At 32.2% G+C, this 21,977-nt stretch carries 19 protein-coding genes; 15 read left to right on the forward strand and 4 right to left on the reverse strand.

Going from position 1 to position 21,977, the window contains the following annotated elements:
• The first annotated feature begins 61 nt into the window (after positions 1-61).
• Together rpoC and ACQY6M_RS11940 are read left to right on the forward strand one after the other, a co-directional pair.
• The gene (gene rpoC, locus ACQY6M_RS11935) at positions 62-4,333 is read left to right on the forward strand and encodes a DNA-directed RNA polymerase subunit beta' (protein WP_428742117.1); all 4,272 of its coding nucleotides are present in this window, start codon (positions 62-64) and stop codon (positions 4,331-4,333) included.
• 94 nt (positions 4,334-4,427) lie between these two features.
• Positions 4,428-4,736, forward strand: coding sequence for a DUF3467 domain-containing protein (locus tag ACQY6M_RS11940; protein WP_428742118.1), 309 nt, complete (start codon positions 4,428-4,430; stop codon positions 4,734-4,736).
• Positions 4,737-4,781: 45 nt separating this feature from the next.
• Here the strand turns inward: ACQY6M_RS11940 and ACQY6M_RS11945 are convergent, their stop codons facing one another.
• Entirely contained in the window at positions 4,782-5,468 is a 687-nt protein-coding gene (locus tag ACQY6M_RS11945) for a Crp/Fnr family transcriptional regulator (protein WP_428742119.1), read from the reverse strand.
• A gap of 102 nt (positions 5,469-5,570) precedes the next feature.
• Here ACQY6M_RS11945 and ACQY6M_RS11950 point away from each other — a divergent pair, with 102 nt between their 5' ends.
• The 13 genes from ACQY6M_RS11950 (at position 5,571) to ACQY6M_RS12010 (ending at position 18,456) form a co-directional block, all read left to right on the forward strand.
• Positions 5,571-7,946, forward strand: coding sequence for a heavy metal translocating P-type ATPase (locus ACQY6M_RS11950; RefSeq protein WP_428742120.1), 2,376 nt, complete (start codon positions 5,571-5,573; stop codon positions 7,944-7,946).
• Between the two features lie 5 nt (positions 7,947-7,951).
• A complete protein-coding gene (gene deoC / locus ACQY6M_RS11955) occupies positions 7,952-8,617 on the forward strand; it encodes a deoxyribose-phosphate aldolase (RefSeq protein WP_428742121.1) in 666 nt (221 codons plus the stop codon).
• A gap of 42 nt (positions 8,618-8,659) precedes the next feature.
• The gene (gene deoD, locus ACQY6M_RS11960) at positions 8,660-9,358 is read left to right on the forward strand and encodes a purine-nucleoside phosphorylase (RefSeq protein ID WP_428742122.1); all 699 of its coding nucleotides are present in this window, start codon (positions 8,660-8,662) and stop codon (positions 9,356-9,358) included.
• A gap of 51 nt (positions 9,359-9,409) precedes the next feature.
• Positions 9,410-10,771, forward strand: a complete 1,362-nt coding sequence (hemN, locus tag ACQY6M_RS11965; RefSeq protein WP_428742123.1) for an oxygen-independent coproporphyrinogen III oxidase — start codon at positions 9,410-9,412, stop codon at positions 10,769-10,771.
• Between the two features lie 88 nt (positions 10,772-10,859).
• Positions 10,860-11,195, forward strand: coding sequence for a hypothetical protein (locus ACQY6M_RS11970; RefSeq protein ID WP_428742124.1), 336 nt, complete (start codon positions 10,860-10,862; stop codon positions 11,193-11,195).
• A gap of 159 nt (positions 11,196-11,354) precedes the next feature.
• Entirely contained in the window at positions 11,355-11,522 is a 168-nt protein-coding gene (gene ccoS / locus ACQY6M_RS11975; RefSeq protein ID WP_428742125.1) for a cbb3-type cytochrome oxidase assembly protein CcoS, read from the forward strand.
• Between the two features lie 26 nt (positions 11,523-11,548).
• Positions 11,549-13,750: a cytochrome-c oxidase, cbb3-type subunit I gene (gene ccoN, locus ACQY6M_RS11980; RefSeq protein ID WP_428742126.1), complete on the forward strand. Its 2,202-nt coding sequence runs from the start codon at positions 11,549-11,551 to the stop codon at positions 13,748-13,750.
• Positions 13,751-13,755: 5 nt separating this feature from the next.
• Complete coding sequence (locus ACQY6M_RS11985; protein ID WP_428742127.1) at positions 13,756-13,923, forward strand: CcoQ/FixQ family Cbb3-type cytochrome c oxidase assembly chaperone; 168 nt, start codon at positions 13,756-13,758, stop codon at positions 13,921-13,923.
• A 14-nt stretch (positions 13,924-13,937) separates the two neighbouring features.
• Positions 13,938-14,849 carry a cbb3-type cytochrome c oxidase N-terminal domain-containing protein gene (locus ACQY6M_RS11990; RefSeq protein ID WP_428742128.1) on the forward strand — a complete coding sequence of 304 codons (912 nt, stop codon included), beginning with the start codon at positions 13,938-13,940 and terminating at the stop codon, positions 14,847-14,849.
• Between the two features lie 38 nt (positions 14,850-14,887).
• The gene (gene ccoG, locus ACQY6M_RS11995; protein ID WP_428742129.1) at positions 14,888-16,309 is read left to right on the forward strand and encodes a cytochrome c oxidase accessory protein CcoG; all 1,422 of its coding nucleotides are present in this window, start codon (positions 14,888-14,890) and stop codon (positions 16,307-16,309) included.
• 78 nt (positions 16,310-16,387) lie between these two features.
• Positions 16,388-16,834: a FixH family protein gene (locus ACQY6M_RS12000; RefSeq protein ID WP_428742130.1), complete on the forward strand. Its 447-nt coding sequence runs from the start codon at positions 16,388-16,390 to the stop codon at positions 16,832-16,834.
• A complete protein-coding gene (locus ACQY6M_RS12005; protein ID WP_428742131.1) occupies positions 16,834-17,532 on the forward strand; it encodes a sulfite exporter TauE/SafE family protein in 699 nt (232 codons plus the stop codon). The genes ACQY6M_RS12000 and ACQY6M_RS12005 overlap by 1 nt, the downstream gene beginning before the upstream one ends.
• 90 nt (positions 17,533-17,622) lie before the next feature.
• Positions 17,623-18,456, forward strand: coding sequence for a universal stress protein (locus ACQY6M_RS12010; RefSeq protein WP_428742132.1), 834 nt, complete (start codon positions 17,623-17,625; stop codon positions 18,454-18,456).
• 37 nt (positions 18,457-18,493) lie between these two features.
• On the opposite strand, the gene ACQY6M_RS12015 is transcribed toward ACQY6M_RS12010, so the two are convergent.
• The 3 genes from ACQY6M_RS12015 to ACQY6M_RS12025 all read right to left on the reverse strand — a co-directional run bounded on the left by ACQY6M_RS12015 (position 18,494) and on the right by ACQY6M_RS12025 (position 21,775).
• Positions 18,494-19,639, reverse strand: coding sequence for a DinB family protein (locus tag ACQY6M_RS12015; protein ID WP_428742133.1), 1,146 nt, complete (start codon positions 19,637-19,639; stop codon positions 18,494-18,496).
• 83 nt (positions 19,640-19,722) lie between these two features.
• Positions 19,723-20,427 carry a DUF4369 domain-containing protein gene (locus ACQY6M_RS12020; RefSeq protein WP_428742134.1) on the reverse strand — a complete coding sequence of 235 codons (705 nt, stop codon included), beginning with the start codon at positions 20,425-20,427 and terminating at the stop codon, positions 19,723-19,725.
• A 40-nt stretch (positions 20,428-20,467) separates the two neighbouring features.
• Positions 20,468-21,775: a DUF819 domain-containing protein gene (locus ACQY6M_RS12025; protein ID WP_428742135.1), complete on the reverse strand. Its 1,308-nt coding sequence runs from the start codon at positions 21,773-21,775 to the stop codon at positions 20,468-20,470.
• Positions 21,776-21,977 lie beyond the last annotated feature (202 nt).

Below are 21,977 nucleotides of genomic sequence, written 5' to 3' on the forward strand. Positions count from 1 at the left end.
AATCATTTTTTCAATATCAGTCTTTATATAAGACATTTATTTTTAATTCGAATCCATTATCATGGCAAGAAAAAACGAAAAATACACTGTTAAGAAGTTTAACAAAATCTCAATAGGTTTAGCATCTCCTGAGTCTATTTTAGAGGCTTCTAAAGGTGAGGTGTTAAAACCAGAAACTATTAACTACCGTACACATAAACCAGAAAGAGATGGGTTGTTTTGTGAGCGTATCTTTGGTCCTGTAAAAGATTACGAGTGTGCGTGTGGTAAATATAAAAGAATTCGATATAAAGGTATCGTTTGTGACCGTTGTGGGGTTGAAGTTACTGAGAAAAAAGTACGTAGAGATAGAGTAGGTCATATTAACTTAGTGGTACCTGTAGCACATATTTGGTATTTTAGATCATTACCTAACAAAATGGGATACCTTTTAGGTTTACCATCTAAAAAGTTAGATATGATTATTTACTACGAGCGTTACGTAGTAATTCAACCAGGTATAGCTAAAAATGCTGAAGGAGAACCATTACAAAAAATGGATTTCTTAACAGAAGAAGAGTATTTAGATATTTTAGATACACTTCCACAAGAAAATATGTATTTAGAAGATTCTGATCCTAACAAGTTTATCGCTAAAATGGGAGCAGAGTGTTTAATTGATTTATTAGAAAGAATCGATTTAGATACATTATCATATGAGTTACGTCATAAAGCAAATACTGAAACTTCAAAACAACGTAAAAACGAAGCATTAAAACGTTTAAATGTTGTTGAAGCGTTTAGAGAATCTCAACAAAATAGAGAAAACAAACCAGAGTGGATGATTATGAAAGTAATTCCGGTTATTCCACCAGAATTACGTCCATTAGTTCCATTAGATGGAGGTCGTTTCGCTACTTCTGATTTGAATGATTTATACCGTCGTGTAATTATCCGTAACAATCGTTTAAAGCGATTAATGGAAATTAAAGCTCCAGAAGTAATTTTACGTAACGAAAAACGTATGTTGCAAGAATCAGTAGATTCATTATTTGATAACACACGTAAATCATCTGCAGTAAAAACTGAGTCTAACAGACCATTAAAATCATTATCTGATAGTTTAAAAGGTAAACAAGGACGTTTCCGTCAAAACTTATTAGGTAAGCGTGTTGATTATTCTGCACGTTCGGTAATTGTTGTTGGACCTGAGTTAAAATTATACGAGTGTGGATTGCCAAAAGATATGGCAGCTGAACTTTACAAGCCTTTCGTAATTCGTAAGTTAATCGAAAGAGGAATTGTTAAGACAGTAAAATCTGCAAAGAAAATTATTGACAGAAAAGAACCAGTTGTTTGGGATATTTTAGAAAATGTAATTAAAGGACACCCAGTTTTATTAAACCGTGCCCCTACCTTACACCGTTTAGGTATCCAAGCATTCCAACCGAAATTAATTGAAGGTAAAGCAATTCGTTTACACCCATTAGTGTGTACAGCCTTCAACGCCGATTTCGATGGGGATCAAATGGCGGTTCACTTACCATTAGGACCAGAAGCTATTTTAGAAGCACAATTACTAATGTTAGCTTCTCACAATATCTTAAACCCTGCAAACGGAGCTCCAATTACGGTACCGTCTCAGGATATGGTTTTAGGGTTATACTATATGACAAAAGAAAGAAAGTCAACTCCAGAAGTGCCAATTAAAGGTGAAGGGTTAATTTTCTATTCTCCAGAAGAAGTTATTATTGCCTTAAACGAAGGTAAAGTAGACTTAAATGCTGGTATAAAAGTACGTACTCAAGATGTAGAAAAAGGTGTACAAGTTACTAAGATTATTGAAACTACTGTAGGTAGAGTTTTATTTAACGAAGTAGTACCGGAAGCTGCAGGATACGTAAACGAGGTTTTAACTAAGAAATCTTTAAGAGGAATTATTGGTAACATTTTAAAAGTTACAAATATTCCTGCAGTAGGAAAATTCTTAGATGAAATCAAGAATATGGGATATAAATACGCTTTCGAAGGTGGTTTATCATTCTCATTAGGAGATATCATTATCCCAGAAGAAAAGCAAGCAATGATTGATGAAGCTAACGAAGAAGTGGATGGAATCATTATGAACTATAACATGGGTATGTTAACCCAAAAAGAACGTTATAATCAGGTAATTGATGTTTGGGGATCTACCAACAACCGATTAACTGAATTATCGATGAAGCGTTTACGTGAAGACCAACAAGGATTTAACTCAGTATATATGATGTTAGATTCTGGAGCGCGTGGATCGAAAGAGCAGATTCGTCAGTTAACAGGTATGCGTGGTTTGATGGCAAAACCTAAAAAATCGACAGCTAGTGGTGGAGAAATTATTGAAAACCCAATTTTATCGAACTTTAAAGAAGGTTTATCAATTTTAGAATACTTTATCTCTACGCACGGTGCTCGTAAAGGTCTTGCCGATACCGCATTAAAAACAGCCGATGCTGGTTATTTAACACGTCGTTTAGTAGATGTATCTCAGGATGTTATCGTAAATGAAGTAGATTGTGGTACATTAAGAGGATTAGAGGTAAGTCCATTAAAGAAAAATGATGAAATCGTTGAATCTTTAAGCGATAGAATTTCTGGTCGTACAGTATTACACGATGTATATGTTCCTAATACAGAAACGTTATTAGCTACTTCAGGTGAGTTAATTACTCCACTTTTAGCGGATAAAATTGAAGAAGCAGGAGTTGACATGGTAGAGGTAAGATCTCCGTTAACTTGTGAATCGGAAAAAGGAATTTGTGAAAAGTGTTACGGACAAAGTTTATCTACAGGTAAAAAAGTTCAAAGAGGTGAGGCAGTTGGTGTAATTGCGGCACAGTCTATTGGAGAGCCTGGTACACAGTTAACATTACGTACATTCCACGTAGGAGGGGTTGCAGGAAACATTTCTGAAGAGAATAAATTAATCTCTAAGTTTGATGGAAATGTAACTATTGACGATTTACGTACTGTAAAAGGTAAAGATACTAATGGAGAAGAAGTTGATATCGTAATTTCTCGTACAGCAGAAATCAAGATAACAGATAAGAAGACAGATGTAGTATTAAGTACTAACATTATTCCTTATGGTTCAATCATTTTCGATAAAGATAGAACTGAAGTTAAAAAAGGAGAAGCAATCTGTCAATGGGATCCATTTAACGGAGTTATCGTTTCAGAATTCGCTGGAAAAGTGAAGTTTGACAACTTAGAGCAAGGAATTAACTACTCTGTAGAGATTGATGAACAAACTGGTTTCCAAGAGAAAGTAATTACTGATTCTAAGAATAAGAAAATTATTCCTTCATTAATTATTGAGGATGCTGATGGTAATGCATTACGTTCTTACAGTTTACCAGTAGGTGCTCACTTAATAGTTGATAATGGAGATAAAGTTGAGTCAGGTAAAACATTAGTGAAGATTCCTCGTAAGTCAGGTAAAGCGGGAGATATTACAGGAGGTTTACCACGTGTAACAGAGTTATTCGAAGCACGTAACCCTTCTAACCCAGCTGTAGTTGCAGAGATTGATGGAGTTGTGTCATTTGGTAAGATTAAGCGTGGTAACCGCGAAATCATTATTGAATCTAAAACAGGAGATGTTAGGAAATACTTAATTAAGTTATCTAACCAAATCTTAGTTCAAGAAAATGACTTTATCAAAGCAGGTATGCCATTATCTGACGGAGCAATTACTCCAATAGATATCTTAAATATCAAAGGACCTTCAGCAGTACAAGAGTACTTAGTAAACGAAATTCAAGAAGTATATCGTTTACAAGGGGTGAAGATTAATGACAAGCATTTCGAAGTTGTTGTACGTCAAATGATGCGTAAAGTTAGAATTATTGATTCTGGAGATACATTATTCTTAGAAAATCAATTAGTTCATAAAACGGATTTCATCAAAGAAAACGATGCTATCTACGGAATGAAGGTTGTTGAAGATGCTGGAGATTCTGAGAAGTTAAAAGCAGGACAGATTATTACAGCTCGTCAATTAAGAGATGAGAACTCTATTTTACGTAGAGCAGATAAAAACTTAGTAGTAGCGCGTGATGCACAACCAGCAACAGCTGAACAAGTATTACAAGGTATTACAAGAGCTTCATTACAAACGAAGTCATTTATCTCAGCTGCGTCATTCCAGGAAACTACTAAAGTATTAAACGAAGCCGCAGTTAACGGTAAAGTTGATGACTTAGAAGGATTAAAAGAAAATGTAATTGTAGGTAAGCGTATACCTGCAGGTACAGGAATGAGAGTGTATGAAGATCAAATAGTTGGTCCAAAAGATGAAATAGAACAGAGTTTATAAAAACTTATGTTTATAAATTTTAATAAGGGTTTAGCGTTCTATGAGCGATAAACCCTTATTTTTTTAGTAAATTTACGTAAGAAACATTTTAAGTATGGAAGATAATAAAGAACCACAACTAAATATTGAGTTGGACCAAGATGTAGCAGAAGGGATTTATAGTAATTTAGCGATTATAAATCATTCTGTTTCAGAGTTTATAGTGGATTTTGTAAGAATATTACCTGGGGTGCCTAAAGCAAAAGTAAAATCAAGAATTATTTTAACTCCGCAACATGCAAAGCGGTTAGCAAAAGCACTTTCGGATAATGTTCATAAATTCGAGCAAGCACACGGTGAAATTAAAGATTACGAGCAACCACCAATTCCTTTAAATTTTGGAGGAACGACTGGAGAAGCATAAAAAAATCGCCTAATATACATTAGGCGATTTTTTTATTTATTTTTTTTAAAAGCCGTCAGATATATCTCTTAGCTCTTGTAAGTCTGTTATAAATATTTCCTTTCCTTTTAAATCGATTAACTTTTTCTTTTTAAATTCTGAAAGTAATCGAATAGCACTTTCTGTTGCAGTTCCTATAATATTGGCAATATCTTCACGAGAAAGGTTCACATTTATGGAACCATTTTCATTTTTATCAAACTTTGAGTCTAGTAATAAAAGAGTGGCAGCTAAACGTTGTTTTACCGTCTTTTGAGCCATATCCACAATAACATCATCTGCTTTTTTTAAAGAATTCGCCATTTTCTTTAAAATATCCATAGAGAAATTAGTGTTGTTTTCTAAATCTTTAATAATTTCTTCTTTTGGTATAAAGCAAACTTCCATATCATTAACAGCTATAGCTTTTAGATTTGAAGCTTCATTATTAATTAGACTACGTTCACCTATAATATCTCCTTTTTTTATTAAGTGAATAATTTGGTCTCTACCATTATCACTCATTTTAGAAACTTTACAAACTCCATCTTTAATACAAAAAACACCATTGATGTGTTCACCCTCGTCAAAAAGAAGTTCTCCTTTTTTAATTGTTTTAGAGGTTTTACATCCTGTAATTCTAATTAACTCTTCTTTTGTTAAAGCTTTTAAAGAATTGAATTCGCGAATAATACACTGTTCGCATTTGCTCATAACATGCCTTTTTTTACCTATTCAAATATAAGAAAAAGCTGACAATTATCATGTTTTAAATGGGGATGTTATTAGACATTTGCATTAGGCAAAAGAGTAAATATGGAAAGCACAATTTGTTTTCATTGTGGTAACGAGTGCGACACTAAAACAATTACTGTACAAGACAAAAGTTTTTGTTGTAATGGGTGTAAAACTGTTTATGAGATATTCTCAGAGAACAATTTAACTTGTTATTATGATTTTCAAAATAACCCAGGAGCTATTCCTGAGGAAATACACGGAAAATACGATTTTTTAGAAAATGAATCTATTATTGAAAAGCTACTAGAATTCAATGATGGTAACGTACAGGTAGTTAATTTATATATACCACATATACATTGTAGTTCATGTATTTGGGTGTTGGAAAACTTACATAAACTGCAAAGTAATGTATCGTCTTCACAAGTTAATTTCCCAAAGAAAACAGTACGGGTAACGTATAATTCTGAAAAAACATCTTTAAAAGAAATTGTATTACTTCTTAGTTCTATAGGATATGAACCTTATATAAGCTTAGAAGATTATGAAGCAGGTAAAAAGAAAGTAGACCGTAGCTTAATTTACAAATTAGGGATTGCTGGTTTTGCTTTTGGAAATGTGATGTTTTTATCATTTCCAGAGTATTTTGAAGTCTCAGAATTTTGGCTGGAGCAATACAAAAATGTATTCCGATGGTTAATGTTTGCTTTTTCTCTTCCAGTAGTTTTCTATGCTGGTATTGACTATTTCATTTCGGCTTATAAAGGACTTCGCTCTAAAATTTTAAATATAGATGTTCCTATAGCTTTAGGAATTTTGGTGTTGTTTGTTCGTAGCACAGCAGAAATTATATTTGATTTAGGTACTGGTTTTTTCGATAGTTTAACAGGATTAGTATTCTTTTTATTACTAGGAAAATTCTTTCAACAAAAAACCTATAACTTTCTTTCATTTGAACGTGATTATAAATCGTATTTCCCCATAGCTGTAACTAGAATAACTTCAGATAAAAAAGAGGAGAATACTCAAATTTATGAGATAAAAAAAGGAGATAGGTTACTTATTAGAAATCAAGAATTAATTCCTGTTGATGGAATTTTGATTAATGGAAATGCACAAATAGATTACAGTTTTGTTACGGGAGAAGAGATTCCTGTGAATAAACAGTCAGGAGATAAATTATTTGCGGGAGGGAAACAGCTATCTGGAAGTATAGAAATGGAAGTATTGGCATCGGTTTCACAAAGTTATTTAACGCAATTGTGGAGCAATGATGTTTTTCAAAAAGATAAAAACTCATCTTTTAAAACATTAACAGATAAAATCAGTAAAAACTTTACTATTATAGTATTGTCAATAGCTTTATTATCAACTGTTTTTTGGTTGTACTACGATTCTAGCAAAGCTTTAAATGTATTTACTTCGGTATTAATTATAGCGTGTCCATGTGCTATAGCATTAGCTGGACCTTTTACTTTAGGAAACATGTTACGAATTTTTGGCAGAAAGAAGTTTTACCTAAAAAATGCAACAGTAGTAGAACAGTTAGCGGCGGTTAATTCAGTAATTTTTGATAAAACGGGAACACTAACAACCAATAAAGATAATACCATAACCTACGAAGGAGAAGCATTAAATACAATCCAAAAGTCAATTTTAAAGAGTTCTTTAAGATCGTCTAATCACCCGTTAAGTAGAATGTTATATGCATCGTTAGTAGAAGAAAAAATGTTATCTATAGAGAAATATAAAGAACTTGTAGGCAAAGGAATAGAAGTTTCTTATCAAGAAATAAAATTAAAAATAGGATCTTCTTCTTTTGTCAGAAATGCTAAAGAACAGACAAATTTAGATACTTCAGTACATATTAGTGTAAATGATGAATATAAAGGAAAATATATTTTTAAAAACGCTTACAGAAAAGGTGTAGAAGATTTGTTTTCAAACCTACAAAAGAAATATGAACTGTCAGTTGTTTCAGGGGATAATGAAGGTGAAAAGGAGTTTTTAGAAGAACTGTTGCCCAAACAAACCAAATTTTTATTCAACCAAAAGCCACAAGACAAATTGCACTATGTAGAAGAACTACAAGAACGAGGAAGAAGCGTCTTGATGATTGGTGATGGGTTGAATGATGCAGGAGCTTTGGCTCAAAGTAATGTAGGAGTAGCTATATCAGAAAATATAAATGTGTTTTCTCCTGCTTGTGATGTTATTTTAGACGCCACAAAATTCAACCAGATTGCGAATTATATTAAAGCGTCAAAAAAAGCAATACAAATTATAAAATATTGTTTTTTACTATCTTTAATGTATAACATTGTGGGGCTTTATTTTGCTGTAACAGGACAGTTAATGCCTGTAATTGCTGCAATATTAATGCCGTTGAGTTCAATAAGTGTTGTAGTGTTTACCACAATAGCTACAAATATGTTAGGAAGAAAAATAAATTAAAAAACATGCGAATTAATAAATATATAGATCATACTTTATTAAAAGCTACAGCTACAAAAGTAGATATAGTAAAATTGTGTGATGAAGCTAAGGAATATAACTTTCATGCAGTTTGTGTAAACGGAAGTTATGTAGAGTTGGCAAGTAAAGAATTACAAAATACAGAGGTGAAAGTAGCTGCTGTAATAGGTTTTCCTTTAGGAGCAATGACCACTGAAGCAAAAATTTTTGAAGCGAAAGATTGTATTGATAAAGGAGCTTCAGAGATAGATATGGTTATAAATATTGGAAAACTGTTGGATGGAGAAGAAGATTATGTTGAAAAAGAAATCCGATTGATAAAAGAAGCTATTGGAAAAAATATATTAAAAGTAATTTTTGAAAATTGTTACCTATCTAAAGAACAAATAAAAAAAGTAAGTCAGTTGGCTGTAAATGCAGGAGCAGATTTTGTGAAAACTTCAACTGGATTTGGTACTGGAGGAGCAACTTTTGAAGATGTTGTTATTATGAATAATATAGTTGATGGTAAAGCTCAAATAAAAGCAGCTGGCGGAATTAGAGATATCCAAACAGCATTAGAGTATATAAAAATGGGAGTTACTCGCTTAGGAACTTCCTCAGGAGTCTCTTTAATTAATGAAGGAGTTTCAGACCAAAATCAATATTAAACCCCAAACGAACAAAAGTTTAGTAACCAAAATATCCCAAAAATGAGTATACATATTGAAGCTAAAGAAGGAGACATCGCAGAAACCATTTTATTACCAGGTGACCCTTTGAGAGCAAAATGGATTGCAGACACTTTTTTAGAGGACGTTGCTTGTTATAATGATGTAAGAGGAATGTTAGGCTTTACAGGAAGCTATCAAGGAAAACGAATCTCGGTGCAAGGTACGGGTATGGGAATTCCGTCTACATTAATTTATTGTCATGAGTTGATTACCGAGTATGGAGTAAAAAATTTGATTCGAGTAGGTTCAGCAGGATCATATCAAAGAGAAGTAGAAATACGAGACATTGTTATTGCCATGGCAGCTTCAACCAACTCAGGACTGAATACAGTTCGTTTTAATGGAGCTGATTATGCGCCTACTGCAAGTTTTAAGTTATTTCAAAAAGCGATAGAGGTAGCTAAAGAAAAAAAGATACCAATCAAAGCGGGTAACGTATTAAGTTCGGATGAGTTTTATGCAGATGAATTTGAAAGCTATAAAAAATGGGCTGATTATGGTGTGTTATGTGTTGAAATGGAAACCAACGGGTTATATACTGTAGCAGCAAAGCACAAAGCAAATGCACTATCAATTTTAACTATTTCTGATAGCTTAGTTACAGGTGAAAGAACCACAGCTGATGAAAGAGAACAAACTTTTAAAGAAATGATAGAAATTGCTTTAGAATTGGCCTAATGTCAGTTCGAGTGATTTTGTTGAAGAAAGAAACAAAATAGTATCAAGAACATGAACTCACTTATTCAAAAATATAACATTCCAGGACCAAGATATACGAGTTATCCAACTGTTCCGTATTGGGATAATGAAACATTTTCAAAAGAAAAATGGATAAAAACTTTTAAACAATCGTTTATAGAAAGCAATTCATCAGAAGGAATCAGCTTGTATATTCATTTACCGTTTTGTGAGAGTTTATGTACGTTTTGTGCTTGTCACAAACACATAACAAAACGTCATGAAGTAGAAGATCCATATATAGAAACAGTTCTAAAAGAATGGCAGTTGTATGTGGATCTGGTTGATGAAAAACCAGTAATAAAAGAGATTCATTTAGGAGGAGGAACACCCACATTTTTTTCAGAAACACAATTAAAAAGACTAATTGAAGGAATCTTTAATAATGCAGAAAGACATCCTGATCATGAATTTAGTTTTGAGGGACACCCTAATAATACTTCGAAAGAACACTTACAAACGTTATATGATTTAGGGTTTACCAGAGTAAGTTTTGGGGTACAAGATTACAATCCAAAAGTACAAGAAGCAATTCATCGAATTCAACCTTTTGAAAATGTTCAAAAAGTACACAATTGGGCAAAAGAAATAGGGTACAAATCCATTAGCCATGATTTAGTGTTTGGACTCCCTTTTCAAACGAAAGAGAATGTAATCTACACCATTAATAAGACAAAAGAATTACAACCTGATAGAATTTCGTTTTATAGTTATGCACATGTTCCCTGGGTAAAAGGAGTGGGGCAGCGTGGTTTTAATGAAGATGATTTACCTAAAAATGAAGAGAAGCGTGAGTTATACGAAATAGGGAAGGATTTGTTCGCAGAAATGGGCTATGTTGAAATAGGAATGGATCATTTTGCATTGCCTACAGATAGTTTATACAAGGCAACCCAAGAAAAAACATTACACCGTAATTTTATGGGATACACAGCCAATAAAACACAATTAATGATTGGGTTGGGAATGTCTGCAATATCCGATTCGTGGTATGGATTTGCACAAAATGTAAAGACAGTAAAAGAGTATGAAAAGGTAGTTAATGAAGGAGAAATTCCTGTTTTTAGAGGGCATATTTTATCAAAAGAAGACTTAATTATGAGAAAACATATTTTGAATATAATGTGTCATTTTGCTACTTCGTGGGAAGAAGAGCAATTACAGATAGAAAATGTGGAAATATATATAGAAAAGTTAGAAGAGATGATAGCTGATGGATTAGTTTCAGTTAAAGGAAGTAATCTAACGGTTCCAGAAAAAGCCAGACCGTACGTGAGAAATATTTGTATGGCATTTGATAAAAAACTCCATCAAAAACAACCCGAAACGAAATTGTTTTCAATGACGATTTAACTTTTTGTGAATAAGTGGTTTATGATAATTATCATTGCATGTCTACTTAAAAAACGATTAAATTTGAGTAAACTTAAAATCACATGTCATGAAAAAATTTGTAGTAGATTGGTCCAAAGAAGAGTTACAAACCTATCTTTTTATTTTTTGTATAAATGCCAATTATAAAGAAACAAAAGAAGAAATTGAAGCGATTTCGTTAAAGACAAACCAAGAAACATATAAGAAAATGCATGATGAGTTTGTAAAAGATAATGACTATGCGAGTATTCAAAAAATTAATGAATCACTTAAAAACTTAAACTATAGTAAAGAGGAAATAAATAAGCTATTTAAAGAGATAAAAGAGTTATTCTTATCAGATGGAAAGTATGAGATTTTGGAAAGAAATTTAATGACAGGGTTAAAAAGAGTTTTAGGTTAAACTTCTGAGATGTTTAATAAAAAAAGGATTTTATATTCATGAATATAAAATCCTTTTTTTTATGGCTAAAAAATTTCAAACAAATTTTGAAACATGACAAAAGTCATATTTTAAGAAAGTCTTCACACCTATTTTTGAACTATAATTATCAGGCAAGATATGAGCGTTATTTACTTACTACTTACACTAAGTATTTTAGTGGCTATTGTTTTTTTTATAGCATTTATTGTTTCGGTAAAAAATGGGCAGTACGATGATTCGTATACGCCATCAGTTCGTATGCTGTTTGACGATGAATTGGTAAAAGAAGACAATATTAACAACTAACAATAGATATTAAATTCAAATAGATTATGGAAATGCAACAATTTTATTACGATAATAAGATCGTAAAAAAATTCATCTACGCAACCTTACTATGGGGAATAGTAGGTTTTTCAGTAGGATTGTTATTGGCTTTTATGTTTTTGTTCCCAAATTTAACTAGCGGAATTTCGTGGTTAAGTTTTGGACGTTTAAGACCATTACATACGAACGCAGTAATTTTTGCATTCGTAGGAAATGCCATTTTTGCAGGAGTTTACTACTCACTACAACGATTACTGAAAGCCCGTATGGCGAGTGATTTTTTAAGTAACTTTAACTTTTGGGGATGGCAGTTAATAATTGTTGCAGCAGCAATAACACTTCCGTTAGGGTATACAACTTCAAAAGAATATGCCGAATTAGAATGGCCAATTGATATTGCCATAGCATTAGTTTGGGTAGCTTTTGGAGCGAACATGATTTGGACAATCTTACGAAGAAGACAACGTCATTTATACGTAGCAATATGGTTCTATTTAGGAACTTTTGTAACCGTAGCAGTACTGCACATTTTTAATAGTTTAGAACTACCTGTAAGCTTCTTAAAAAGTTACTCAGTATATGCAGGAGTACAGGATGCTTTGGTACAATGGTGGTACGGACATAATGCCGTTGCATTCTTTTTAACGACTCCGTTTTTAGGATTGATGTATTATTTTGTTCCTAAAGCGGCAAATCGCCCAGTATATTCGTATAGATTATCTATTGTACACTTCTGGTCATTAATTTTTATATACATCTGGGCAGGGCCACACCACTTATTATATACTTCGTTACCAGATTGGGCTCAAAACTTAGGAGTTGCATTTTCTGTAATGTTAATTGCACCGTCTTGGGGAGGTATGATCAATGGTTTATTGACACTACGTGGAGCTTGGGATAAAGTAAGAGTTGATCCTGTATTAAAGTTCATGGTAGTAGCCATTACGGGTTATGGTATGGCAACCTTTGAAGGTCCAATGCTATCGTTAAAAAACGTAAATGCAATAGCACACTTTAGTGATTGGATTATTGCTCACGTACACGTAGGTGCTTTAGCATGGAACGGATTCTTAACCTTTGGTATGTTATACTGGTTAGTACCAAGAATGTTCAAAACAAAATTATACTCTACAGCATTAGCTAACTTCCACTTCTGGATTGGAACTTTAGGTATCATCATGTATGCATTACCTATGTATGTAGCAGGATTTGTACAAGCTTCAATGTGGAAACAATTTAATCCAGATGGAACCTTAACATATGGAAACTTCTTAGAAACGGTTAACGAAATCATTCCAATGTATTGGATGCGTGCTATTGGAGGAAGTTTATTTATCCTTGGAGCTTTCGTTATGCTATATAATATTGTTAAAACTGTGAGATCAGGTAGTGAAGTAACTGATGAATTAGCAGAAGCAGCAGCATTAACAAAGGTTTCTAAATATAGAACAACGAAAGAAGGTTGGCATACATGGTTAGAAAGAAGACCAATCAAATTAACAATTTATGCTACGATAGCTATTTTAATTGGAGGTGTTGTTCAAATTATACCAACATTATTAGTGAAATCTAACATACCAACAATTACAAGTGTGCAACCATATACTCCACTAGAATTAGAAGGAAGGGATATTTATATCCGTGAAGGATGTGTAGGATGTCACTCGCAAATGGTACGTCCATTTAGATCAGAAGTAGAGCGTTATGGAGAGTACGCTAAAGCAGGAGAGTTTGTGTACGATCATCCATTCTTATGGGGGTCTAAACGTACAGGGCCAGACTTACTTAGAGTTGGAGGAAAGTATAACGATAGTTGGCACTTAAATCACATGTACGATCCACAAAGTACTTCACCAGGTTCTATCATGCCATCATATCAATGGTTGGTGAAAAGTAAATTAGATAAGAACGATACTGAAGGAAAAATGAAGGCAATGGTGAGTTTAGGGGTTCCTTATACAGAAGAAGATATTGCTAATGCACAAACAAGTATGGAAGAGCAAGGAACTAAAATTCAAGAGAGCTTATATGCTGATCCTGATTTTGCAACAAATTATGAAGCAGATAAAAAGTACGCTCAAGAAAACGGACAAACTTTCATTGAGATGAAAGATAGAGAAATCGTAGCCCTAATTGCTTACTTACAACGATTAGGTACTGATATTAAGATTAAAGATGTTCAAGATCAATTAAGCGCTAAAAACTAGAAATTATGTTAAAGTTCATAAAAGGCCATATGGAAACCATTGCAGGTATTGAGGTATACCCAATAATATCACTAACCATATTCTTTACATTTTTTGTAGTGTTGTTTTGGTGGGTGTTCACAGCTAAAAAAGAATATATAAGTAGGGTAAGTAATTTACCATTAGATAACTAGTAAAATTAAACAAGATGAAAAAGTATTTTCAATCTATAGTATATATCATTTTTGTTGCAGTAACTTTTTTTACTATCGCTATTGCAATTAAATCATACCAAAATCCATTTAGTTTATACGAGCATCCTTTAGTATGGATAGCAATTGTAGCGTTGGTAATGGTAGTTGTTTTGAAAGAAACATTAAACATTGTAGCGCAGCAAAAAGCAGAGCAGCTTCAAATGGAGAAAGACGGTATTCAACCTGAAGAAGTTGATAATTGGGCTTGGGCTAAAAAAATTATTAGTAAATGGACAGCAGCTAAAGCTGTTGAAGAAGAGGATGAAATTATTTTGGATCATAACTATGATGGAATAAAAGAGTTAGATAATAACTTACCACCATGGTGGTTGTACATGTTCTACGCGACTATAATTTTTGCAGCTGTATATTTAGTAAGATATCATGTTCTTGGGGCAGATAATCAAGATATGGAGTATGCACAAGCAGTTGAAAAAGCAAAAAGAGAATTGGCAACGTTCAAATCAACTTCAAAAGAAGCTGTTATTGATGCAGAAACAGTTACTGTTTTAACATCAGAAGCTGATTTAAGTAGAGGGAAAGCTGTTTTTAATCTTAACTGTGCTGCATGTCACATCGCTGATGGTGGTGGAGGTATAGGTCCTAATTTAACCGATCAATATTGGATTTTAGGAGGAGGAATTAAAAATATCTTTAATACCATTTCTAATGGTGGTAGAGATGGAAAAGGAATGGTAGCTTGGAATAAAACCTTAAAACCTAATGACATTCAAAAAGTAGCTAGTTATATTATGTCTTTACAAGGTACAACTCCAGCAAAACCAAAAGCTCCTCAAGGTGAATTATATGTAGAAGAAGGGCAAACACAAACCTCAGGAGAACAACCAAAAGATAGCATACAATAAAGTATAATTTTATTACAAATTAGTTTTTAATAGTTGATATGGAAACACCCAAAAACGAACAGTTTAGAGATAGCATAGGTACGATAAACGAAGAGGGAAAACGTGCTTGGGTGTTTCCTAAAAAACCTAGTGGTAGGTTTTACAAATACCGTAGCTATGTAAGTTACTTTTTATTAGCCTTTTTATTATCGGCGCCTTTTATAAAAATTAACGGAAACCAGTTTTTACTGTTTAATGTTTTAGAACGCAAGTTTAATATTTTCGGATTTCCTTTTTGGCCACAAGATTTTCATTTAATGGTAATTTCTATGATTATTGGCGTGGTATTTATAATCCTATTTACCGTTGTTTTTGGTAGAATTTTTTGCGGGTGGATTTGTCCACAAACCATTTTCTTAGAAATGGTTTTTAGGAAAATAGAATATGCAATTGAAGGAGATAGAGGAAAGCAAATGCGCTTAGCTAAGCAACCATGGAATGCTGAAAAGATTAAAAAGAGAGTTTTAAAATGGAGTATCTTTTTTATCATCTCGTTTATTATAGCCAATGTTTTTTTAGCATATCTTATAGGGAGTGATGAACTAATTAGCTATATAACAACGAATCCTCTAGATCACATTAGTACATTAATATCCTTATTAATTTTTACAGGGGTATTCTATTTTGTATTTGCTTGGTTTAGAGAGCAGGTGTGCATTATTGCTTGTCCTTATGGAAGATTACAAGGAGTATTGCTTGATAATAAAACGATCAATGTAGCTTATGATCATGTAAGAGGAGAAGGAAAAACAGGAAGAGGTAAATTTAAAAAGAATGAAGATAGAACGGCTTTAGGAAAAGGAGATTGTATTGATTGTTTTCAATGTGTACATGTATGTCCTACAGGAATAGATATTCGTAATGGAACACAGTTGGAGTGTGTAAACTGTACAGCGTGTATTGATGAGTGTGATCATATGATGGAGAAGGTAGGTTTACCTAAAGGATTGATTCGTTATGCAAGTGAAGAAAACATTGTAAAGAAAGCGCCTTTCAAATTTACAGCTAGAATGAAAGGATACTCAGCAGTATTATTCATCTTGACAGGAATTTTAGTTGGAATGCTATTCTTAAGAAATGATGTTGAAGCTACAATTTTAAGGCTACCAGGGCAATTATATCAACACAAAGAAAATGATATTATTAGTAATATATATACTTACAAAGTAATTAATAAAACAACCAAACAAATAGATGATGTAAGCTATAAACTGTTATCTCATAAAGGAAAGATAGAAACAGTAACACATCAAAATTTTGAAGTACCTAAGCAAGGATTAGCAGAAGGTACACTGTTTATAGAGTTACATCAATCAGAAATGGAGAAGGAAAAAGTAAGCTTAAAAATAGGGGTGTATAGTGGAAATAAATTAATAGAAACCACAACGACCAATTTTTTAGGACCAAGAAGTTATAGATAAAAAATTATCTCTAGTACAGTAGAGAAATAAAAATATAAGGGTATCGACTGTACTCGACCTAACCTAAAACTAAATAAAATGAAACTAAACTGGGGCACGGGCATAGTAATCGCAATTATTGGGTTTATAGGGTTTATCATGTATTTTGTTATAACCATGAGTACAGATAAAAACTATAATCACGATTTAGTAACAGAAAAATATTATCAGCAAGAATTAGAATTTCAGCATAAAATTAATGCTACTAAAAATGCGAATACTTTAAAAGAGAAAATTAAAATAGAAAGAATTTCAGAAGGATTAAAAATCCATTTTCCAACAGATTTTAATCCTAAAGATATAAAAGGAAAAGTGTTCCTATATAGACCATCTGATAAACAACTGGATTTTGAAATGCCTATTTCGCTTTCCAATACATATTTGCTCGTGCCTGAGAATCGTTTGTTGGATGGTCGCTGGAACATCACAGTTTCCTGGACTTACAAAAGTAAAGATTATTTATACCAAGAAGAATTAGTTTACTAATGTTTCTTTCAGCAATCATATTAGGTTTCTTAGGAAGTTTTCACTGCATAGGTATGTGCGGTCCCATAGCTTTCATGCTACCTGTAGATAGAACAAACAAGGTAAAACAGTTTTTTCAAATTACGAGTTATCATTTAGGACGTTTATTTACTTATAGCTTAATAGGGTTATTATTTGGGGCTTTGGGTAAAGGATTTTATTTCTTTGGTTTTCAGCAGCAGCTTTCAATCATAGTTGGAATCTTAATGATTTTAATCATTCTGCTCCCTAAAACCTTTCAAAAATACAATTTGTCAAAACCAATAAATAAGTGGGTAATAAAAGTGAAATCTTCCTTAGGAAAAGAACTTAAAAATAGAGGAAATGATACTTTTTTAACCATTGGGTTTTTAAATGGCTTTTTACCTTGTGGATTGGTATACATGGCTGTTTTTGGGGCATTGAACACTACTAATATGTTGTCAGGTAGTTTGTATATGTTTCTTTTTGGTTTAGGAACCATTCCGTTAATGACATCGGTTGTTTATGTTGGTAATTTTGCAAGCGGATTGCTACGAAAGAAAATTCAACAAATCATACCTTACGTAGTAATATTTATTGGGGTTTTATTTGTTTTACGTGGTTTAGGTTTAGGAATCCCATATGTATCTCCATTACCAGTTACCGAGCTTCATAATTCTGTAGAAGGTTGTCATTAAAACAATTTTGATGATGATTATCATAGTTTTACTGCTAAAATTTAGGTAACTTTATAGGAAAGGTTATAAACACTCTTAAATGATTATATTATGAAAAAAATAATAGTACCCGTTGATTTTTCATTGCATTCGGAAAACGCTTTAAAAACGGCTGCTTTTTTAGCACAACAAACTGGAGCGGAAGTAGTAGCTGTGCATATGTTAGAATTATCGAATGCTGTAATTAGTCAGTCAGAAAGTTACATTCAGCAAGAAATGTTATTTTATTTAAAACTGACGGAAAAAAAATTCACCGATTTTTTAGAAAAGGATTATTTATCAAATATAAAGGTGACTCCTGTAATAAAGCACTTTAAAATTTTTAGTGAATTAGATAAATTGGCTAGAGAAGAAAATGCTGATTTGATAATAATGGGGTCGAAAGGAGTAGAAGGTTTAAAAGAAATGTTTATCGGTTCTAATACAGAGAAGGTAATCCGTTATGCACATACACCTGTGTTAGTAATCAAAGAAAAACCGATTTCGAAAAGAATAGAGAAAGTAATATTTGCTTGCGATTTTTCGGACGATGATGTTAAACCTTATATAAAAGCTAAAGACTTTTTTAAAAAAATAGGTTGTAATATAGAATTGGTATATGTAAGTACACCTACTTCTAAATTTAGAAGCACTAAAGAATTAGAAGAAAAAATGCTACGCTTTTTTTACCAAGCAGACGAGAGCGAAGAGCACATAAAAAATGTAAAGATTATATCAGATTTTTCAGTTGAAAAAGGAATCTTTTATTATGCTGATAAAGTAGGTTCAGATGTTTTAGTAGTAGCTACTCACGGAAGAAAAGGAATAGCACACTTTTTTGAAGGTAGTATTTCTGAAGATATAGCGAATCATAGTGAACTCCCTGTAATGTCGTTCAAAATTTAAATAAAAAAGCTCATTCAAATTGAATGAGCTTTTTTATTTAGTTTTTAATGGTTTCTTTAATTTTAACTTCTTTTTTCAATTCAGGTAATCTCTTTTTTAGGAATAGTATTTGTCCTAAGTGACTTGATTGATGTTCCATTACATGAAACCAGGCATATTGGTTAGATATACTTTTACCAGCATTTACACTTTTAAACCATTTATCATTTCTTTTTCGTAATTCTTCTATGGTTTTTTCTCTTACGTTATTATATATCTTTAAATAATAATCAATGGGTTTACCTTGTAACAAATCCCTTCCTTTACTGTCTAAATCCATTCCAGCTTCCCATTCTTCTGTTTTCTCTTTATTAATTAAAGGTTCACCAAAAGTATATTCTTGATAATAAACTTCTGCAGCGGCTAAATGCATAATTAATGCACCAATTCTGTTAGCTTTAGGGTCATGTAAATGGTCTACGTGTTCTTGAGGTAAATTTTTTACAGTACGTTCAACCCTTCTTTTTAAATCTTCTAACATCGAAATCATGCTTTCTATTTCAGGGTTTTTCGCGTTTTCTTTTCCTATATATCCCCATTTTTGATCTGGTACTTTTATACCTTTACCTTTTATAAGTAAAGATTGTTTTCCAGAAAAACTATCATTACTAGATTCTAAAGAGTATTCTTTTACTCTAACAGATTTTTTGTTATTAGTAGACTCATTCCAACCGATTATTTCATTATTGATAACAGCTTCTTCAAAGTTACTATTTACTAATTTAAATTCTTTAAAGTCACCTTTTTCATCTTCAATAAATAGCTTAATATCATCAAAATAAAAATCACCATTATAAGAACATAACATTCCAAAGTTTAAAGATTTTGAATTTTTATTTATATATCCTTCAATAGTATACTGTTTCCATTCGTCACTTCTTACTCTTCTGTTATTCATATTATCAAAAAAACCAACTTCACCATCCTTTGTGTCAACTCTAGCCCATAAACCACTCCAAGCCATTTCATCAAGAGGTTTTGTTTTTATACTACCTACTATTTTAAACTTCTTTTTGTTTTCTGAATTGATGTTAACAGTTTGAGTAAGCGAAGTCCAGTCTCTAGAAATAGTCTTTTGTTGAGAAAAAGAGAACAGTGTTAAGAATAGCAATTTGAAAGTAACAATACCTTTTATATTTTTCATATTTCTTTTTTTTCAAAAATAACAAAATAAAAAAACCGTTGAAAAAATAACAACGGTTTTTATATTTTGAAAAGAGAGTTCAATTATTTTTTCTCTTCAGCTTTAATATCACTTACAAATTTTTGTAGACGTTTACCATAATCAGAATTTTTAATCCTATCAGTTAAACTGTTATTGATAGTGTCTAACAATTGAATGTTAGCATCGTACAATTCTGATAAGGCAATAAATGGTGCTGCTTCATAATCTGCATTTGCTATAGCAAAGTTTGTAGTGAATAAAAAACGACGACGAACCATTTTATTGTAATCAGTTTCTAATTGCTTAAGTAATTCTTCATCTTTAGCTTGGCGAGCTTCTACTTCTTTCTTGATAAACTCTAATCGCTGATCCATAAACTTTTGATTTACTTCGCGATATTTATCCATTACCTCTTGGTTTTTAGAACCTTTTATTTCAGGTTTAAAGCCAAACTCTTCAATATTATCGTTAATAGTAATTTCACCTTCTTCACCAAAAAACATAATATGCTTATCAGTTGTATTACCATCAAAAGTTAAATAGTATACTACAGGAGATTGAACATCATCGGTCAATATAAATTTATCATCGCCTAATAAAGCCATAGAATCTACAGACACTAAAGCTGTATCTTTCATTTTTTGAAGATATAAAGTACCTTTTTTTAATCCTTTGATCTGACCTTTAACAATCATATTTCCTTCTTTCTTAGAGGAACAAGCAAAAGCTACTAGGGCAATTGCGAAAAGAGCAATAATTTTCTTCATTGAGTTCAAAATTTATTAGATGCAAATATGCAGATTTCTCTTAAACTTTAGAGGCTATTTCCATTAAAATTGTACACGCTATCGCACCAACAGTTCCAATAGCATATCCAAAAACTGCTAACAAAACACCTACAGTTGCTAATGAAGGGTGAAAAGCTTGTGCTACAATAGGTGCAGATGCTGCACCACCCACATTCGCTTGGCTACCTACAGCTAAGAAAAAGTAGGGTGCACGAATTAATTTAGCTACTAAGATTAACAATCCTGCATGTATAGCCATCCACACTAATCCAATAGCAATTAACCCCATATTCTCAAAAATCAAGGTTAAGTCCATTTTCATTCCAATGGTTGCTACTAAAATGTAAATGAAAATACTTCCTATTTTACTAGCTCCAGCACCTTCATAGTTTTTAGCTTTGGTAAATGATAATAGAACAGCTACAACAGTAGAGATGCTAATTAACCAAAAGAAACTTGAGCCTAAGAACGAAAAGATATTTCTCCATGTTTGAGATTCTATTTGAGCTGTTATAGAACCGAAAAAGTCTCCTAAATATTTAGCTGCAAAATGACCAAATCCAACAGTACCAAAGGCAATAGCAAGCATTATCATAAAATCGGTTAAAGTAGGATTCTTTTTAACACTTTGGGTGAATTTTGAAACGCGTTCTTTTAAATCATCTATAGCAGAATTATCAGCTTTTAACCATTTGTCTATTTTATCTTTCTTACCAATTCCTATTAGTAAAATAGCCATCCATATATTGGCAACAACGATATCAACAAATACCATCCCTCCATACTTCGCAGGGTTATATTTGTAAATTTCTAACATCGCTGTTTGGTTTGCTCCACCACCAATCCAGCTTCCAGAAAGGGTAGATAAACCTCTCCATACAGCATCAAATCCTGCACCACCAACTGTTTCTGGTGAAAAAATAGAGATTAATAAAATAGCAAGGGGACCACCAATTATAATACCAACAGTTCCTGTAAAAAACATGATTAAAGCTTTAGAACCTAAGTTAAAAATAGCTTTTAAGTCGATACTCAATGTCATTAATACTAAGGCTGCAGGTAATAAAAACCTACTGGATACATAATATAATTGAGATTTATTTTTTACAACTTCATCAGCTGCATTTGTAATTTCCCATTCAGGAGAAATCACTCCTAAAGTGGTGAATATTGCAGGAATAAAATATGCCATGAATAAACCTGGAACTATTTTATAAAACTTGTGCCAAAATCCTGAAGTTTTTGATTCTGTATAAAATACAAAACCTAAAGAAATCATTAAAATACCAAATACAATTGCATCGTTAGTAAAAAGAGGTGCTCCCATTTTAAAATTTAATTTTAGCTAAAGTATGAAATTATAGTTAGTTCTATTTTTTTGTGACTTTTGTTGATTGTTACTCTTAGTTGAATTCTATTAAAATTACCAATCTTATTATATAAATTAGTCAATATCCAGTTTGAAGTTTTTTTATATTTAGAAACTTTGTATGTAAAACCGGTACCAAACTAGTTTTGATTGTATATCT

The sequence above is a fragment of the Tenacibaculum sp. genome (genome assembly GCF_050290165.1).
Lineage (GTDB): Bacteria > Bacteroidota > Bacteroidia > Flavobacteriales > Flavobacteriaceae > Polaribacter.

Excerpts from the sequence above, each read along its gene's own strand:
- rpoC (WP_428742117.1), top strand. The coding sequence starts at position 62 with ATGGCAAGAAAAAACGAAAAATACACTGTTAAGAAGTTTAACAAAATC.
- ACQY6M_RS11940 (WP_428742118.1), top strand. The coding sequence starts at position 4,428 with ATGGAAGATAATAAAGAACCACAACTAAATATTGAGTTGGACCAAGAT.
- ACQY6M_RS11945 (WP_428742119.1), bottom strand. The coding sequence starts at position 5,468 with ATGAGCAAATGCGAACAGTGTATTATTCGCGAATTCAATTCTTTAAAA.
- ACQY6M_RS11950 (WP_428742120.1), top strand. The coding sequence starts at position 5,571 with ATGGAAAGCACAATTTGTTTTCATTGTGGTAACGAGTGCGACACTAAA.
- deoC (WP_428742121.1), top strand. The coding sequence starts at position 7,952 with ATGCGAATTAATAAATATATAGATCATACTTTATTAAAAGCTACAGCT.
- deoD (WP_428742122.1), top strand. The coding sequence starts at position 8,660 with ATGAGTATACATATTGAAGCTAAAGAAGGAGACATCGCAGAAACCATT.
- hemN (WP_428742123.1), top strand. The coding sequence starts at position 9,410 with ATGAACTCACTTATTCAAAAATATAACATTCCAGGACCAAGATATACG.
- ACQY6M_RS11970 (WP_428742124.1), top strand. The coding sequence starts at position 10,860 with ATGAAAAAATTTGTAGTAGATTGGTCCAAAGAAGAGTTACAAACCTAT.
- ccoS (WP_428742125.1), top strand. The coding sequence starts at position 11,355 with ATGAGCGTTATTTACTTACTACTTACACTAAGTATTTTAGTGGCTATT.
- ccoN (WP_428742126.1), top strand. The coding sequence starts at position 11,549 with ATGGAAATGCAACAATTTTATTACGATAATAAGATCGTAAAAAAATTC.
- ACQY6M_RS11985 (WP_428742127.1), top strand. The coding sequence starts at position 13,756 with ATGTTAAAGTTCATAAAAGGCCATATGGAAACCATTGCAGGTATTGAG.
- ACQY6M_RS11990 (WP_428742128.1), top strand. The coding sequence starts at position 13,938 with ATGAAAAAGTATTTTCAATCTATAGTATATATCATTTTTGTTGCAGTA.
- ccoG (WP_428742129.1), top strand. The coding sequence starts at position 14,888 with ATGGAAACACCCAAAAACGAACAGTTTAGAGATAGCATAGGTACGATA.
- ACQY6M_RS12000 (WP_428742130.1), top strand. The coding sequence starts at position 16,388 with ATGAAACTAAACTGGGGCACGGGCATAGTAATCGCAATTATTGGGTTT.
- ACQY6M_RS12005 (WP_428742131.1), top strand. The coding sequence starts at position 16,834 with ATGTTTCTTTCAGCAATCATATTAGGTTTCTTAGGAAGTTTTCACTGC.
- ACQY6M_RS12010 (WP_428742132.1), top strand. The coding sequence starts at position 17,623 with ATGAAAAAAATAATAGTACCCGTTGATTTTTCATTGCATTCGGAAAAC.
- ACQY6M_RS12015 (WP_428742133.1), bottom strand. The coding sequence starts at position 19,639 with ATGAAAAATATAAAAGGTATTGTTACTTTCAAATTGCTATTCTTAACA.
- ACQY6M_RS12020 (WP_428742134.1), bottom strand. The coding sequence starts at position 20,427 with ATGAAGAAAATTATTGCTCTTTTCGCAATTGCCCTAGTAGCTTTTGCT.
- ACQY6M_RS12025 (WP_428742135.1), bottom strand. The coding sequence starts at position 21,775 with ATGGGAGCACCTCTTTTTACTAACGATGCAATTGTATTTGGTATTTTA.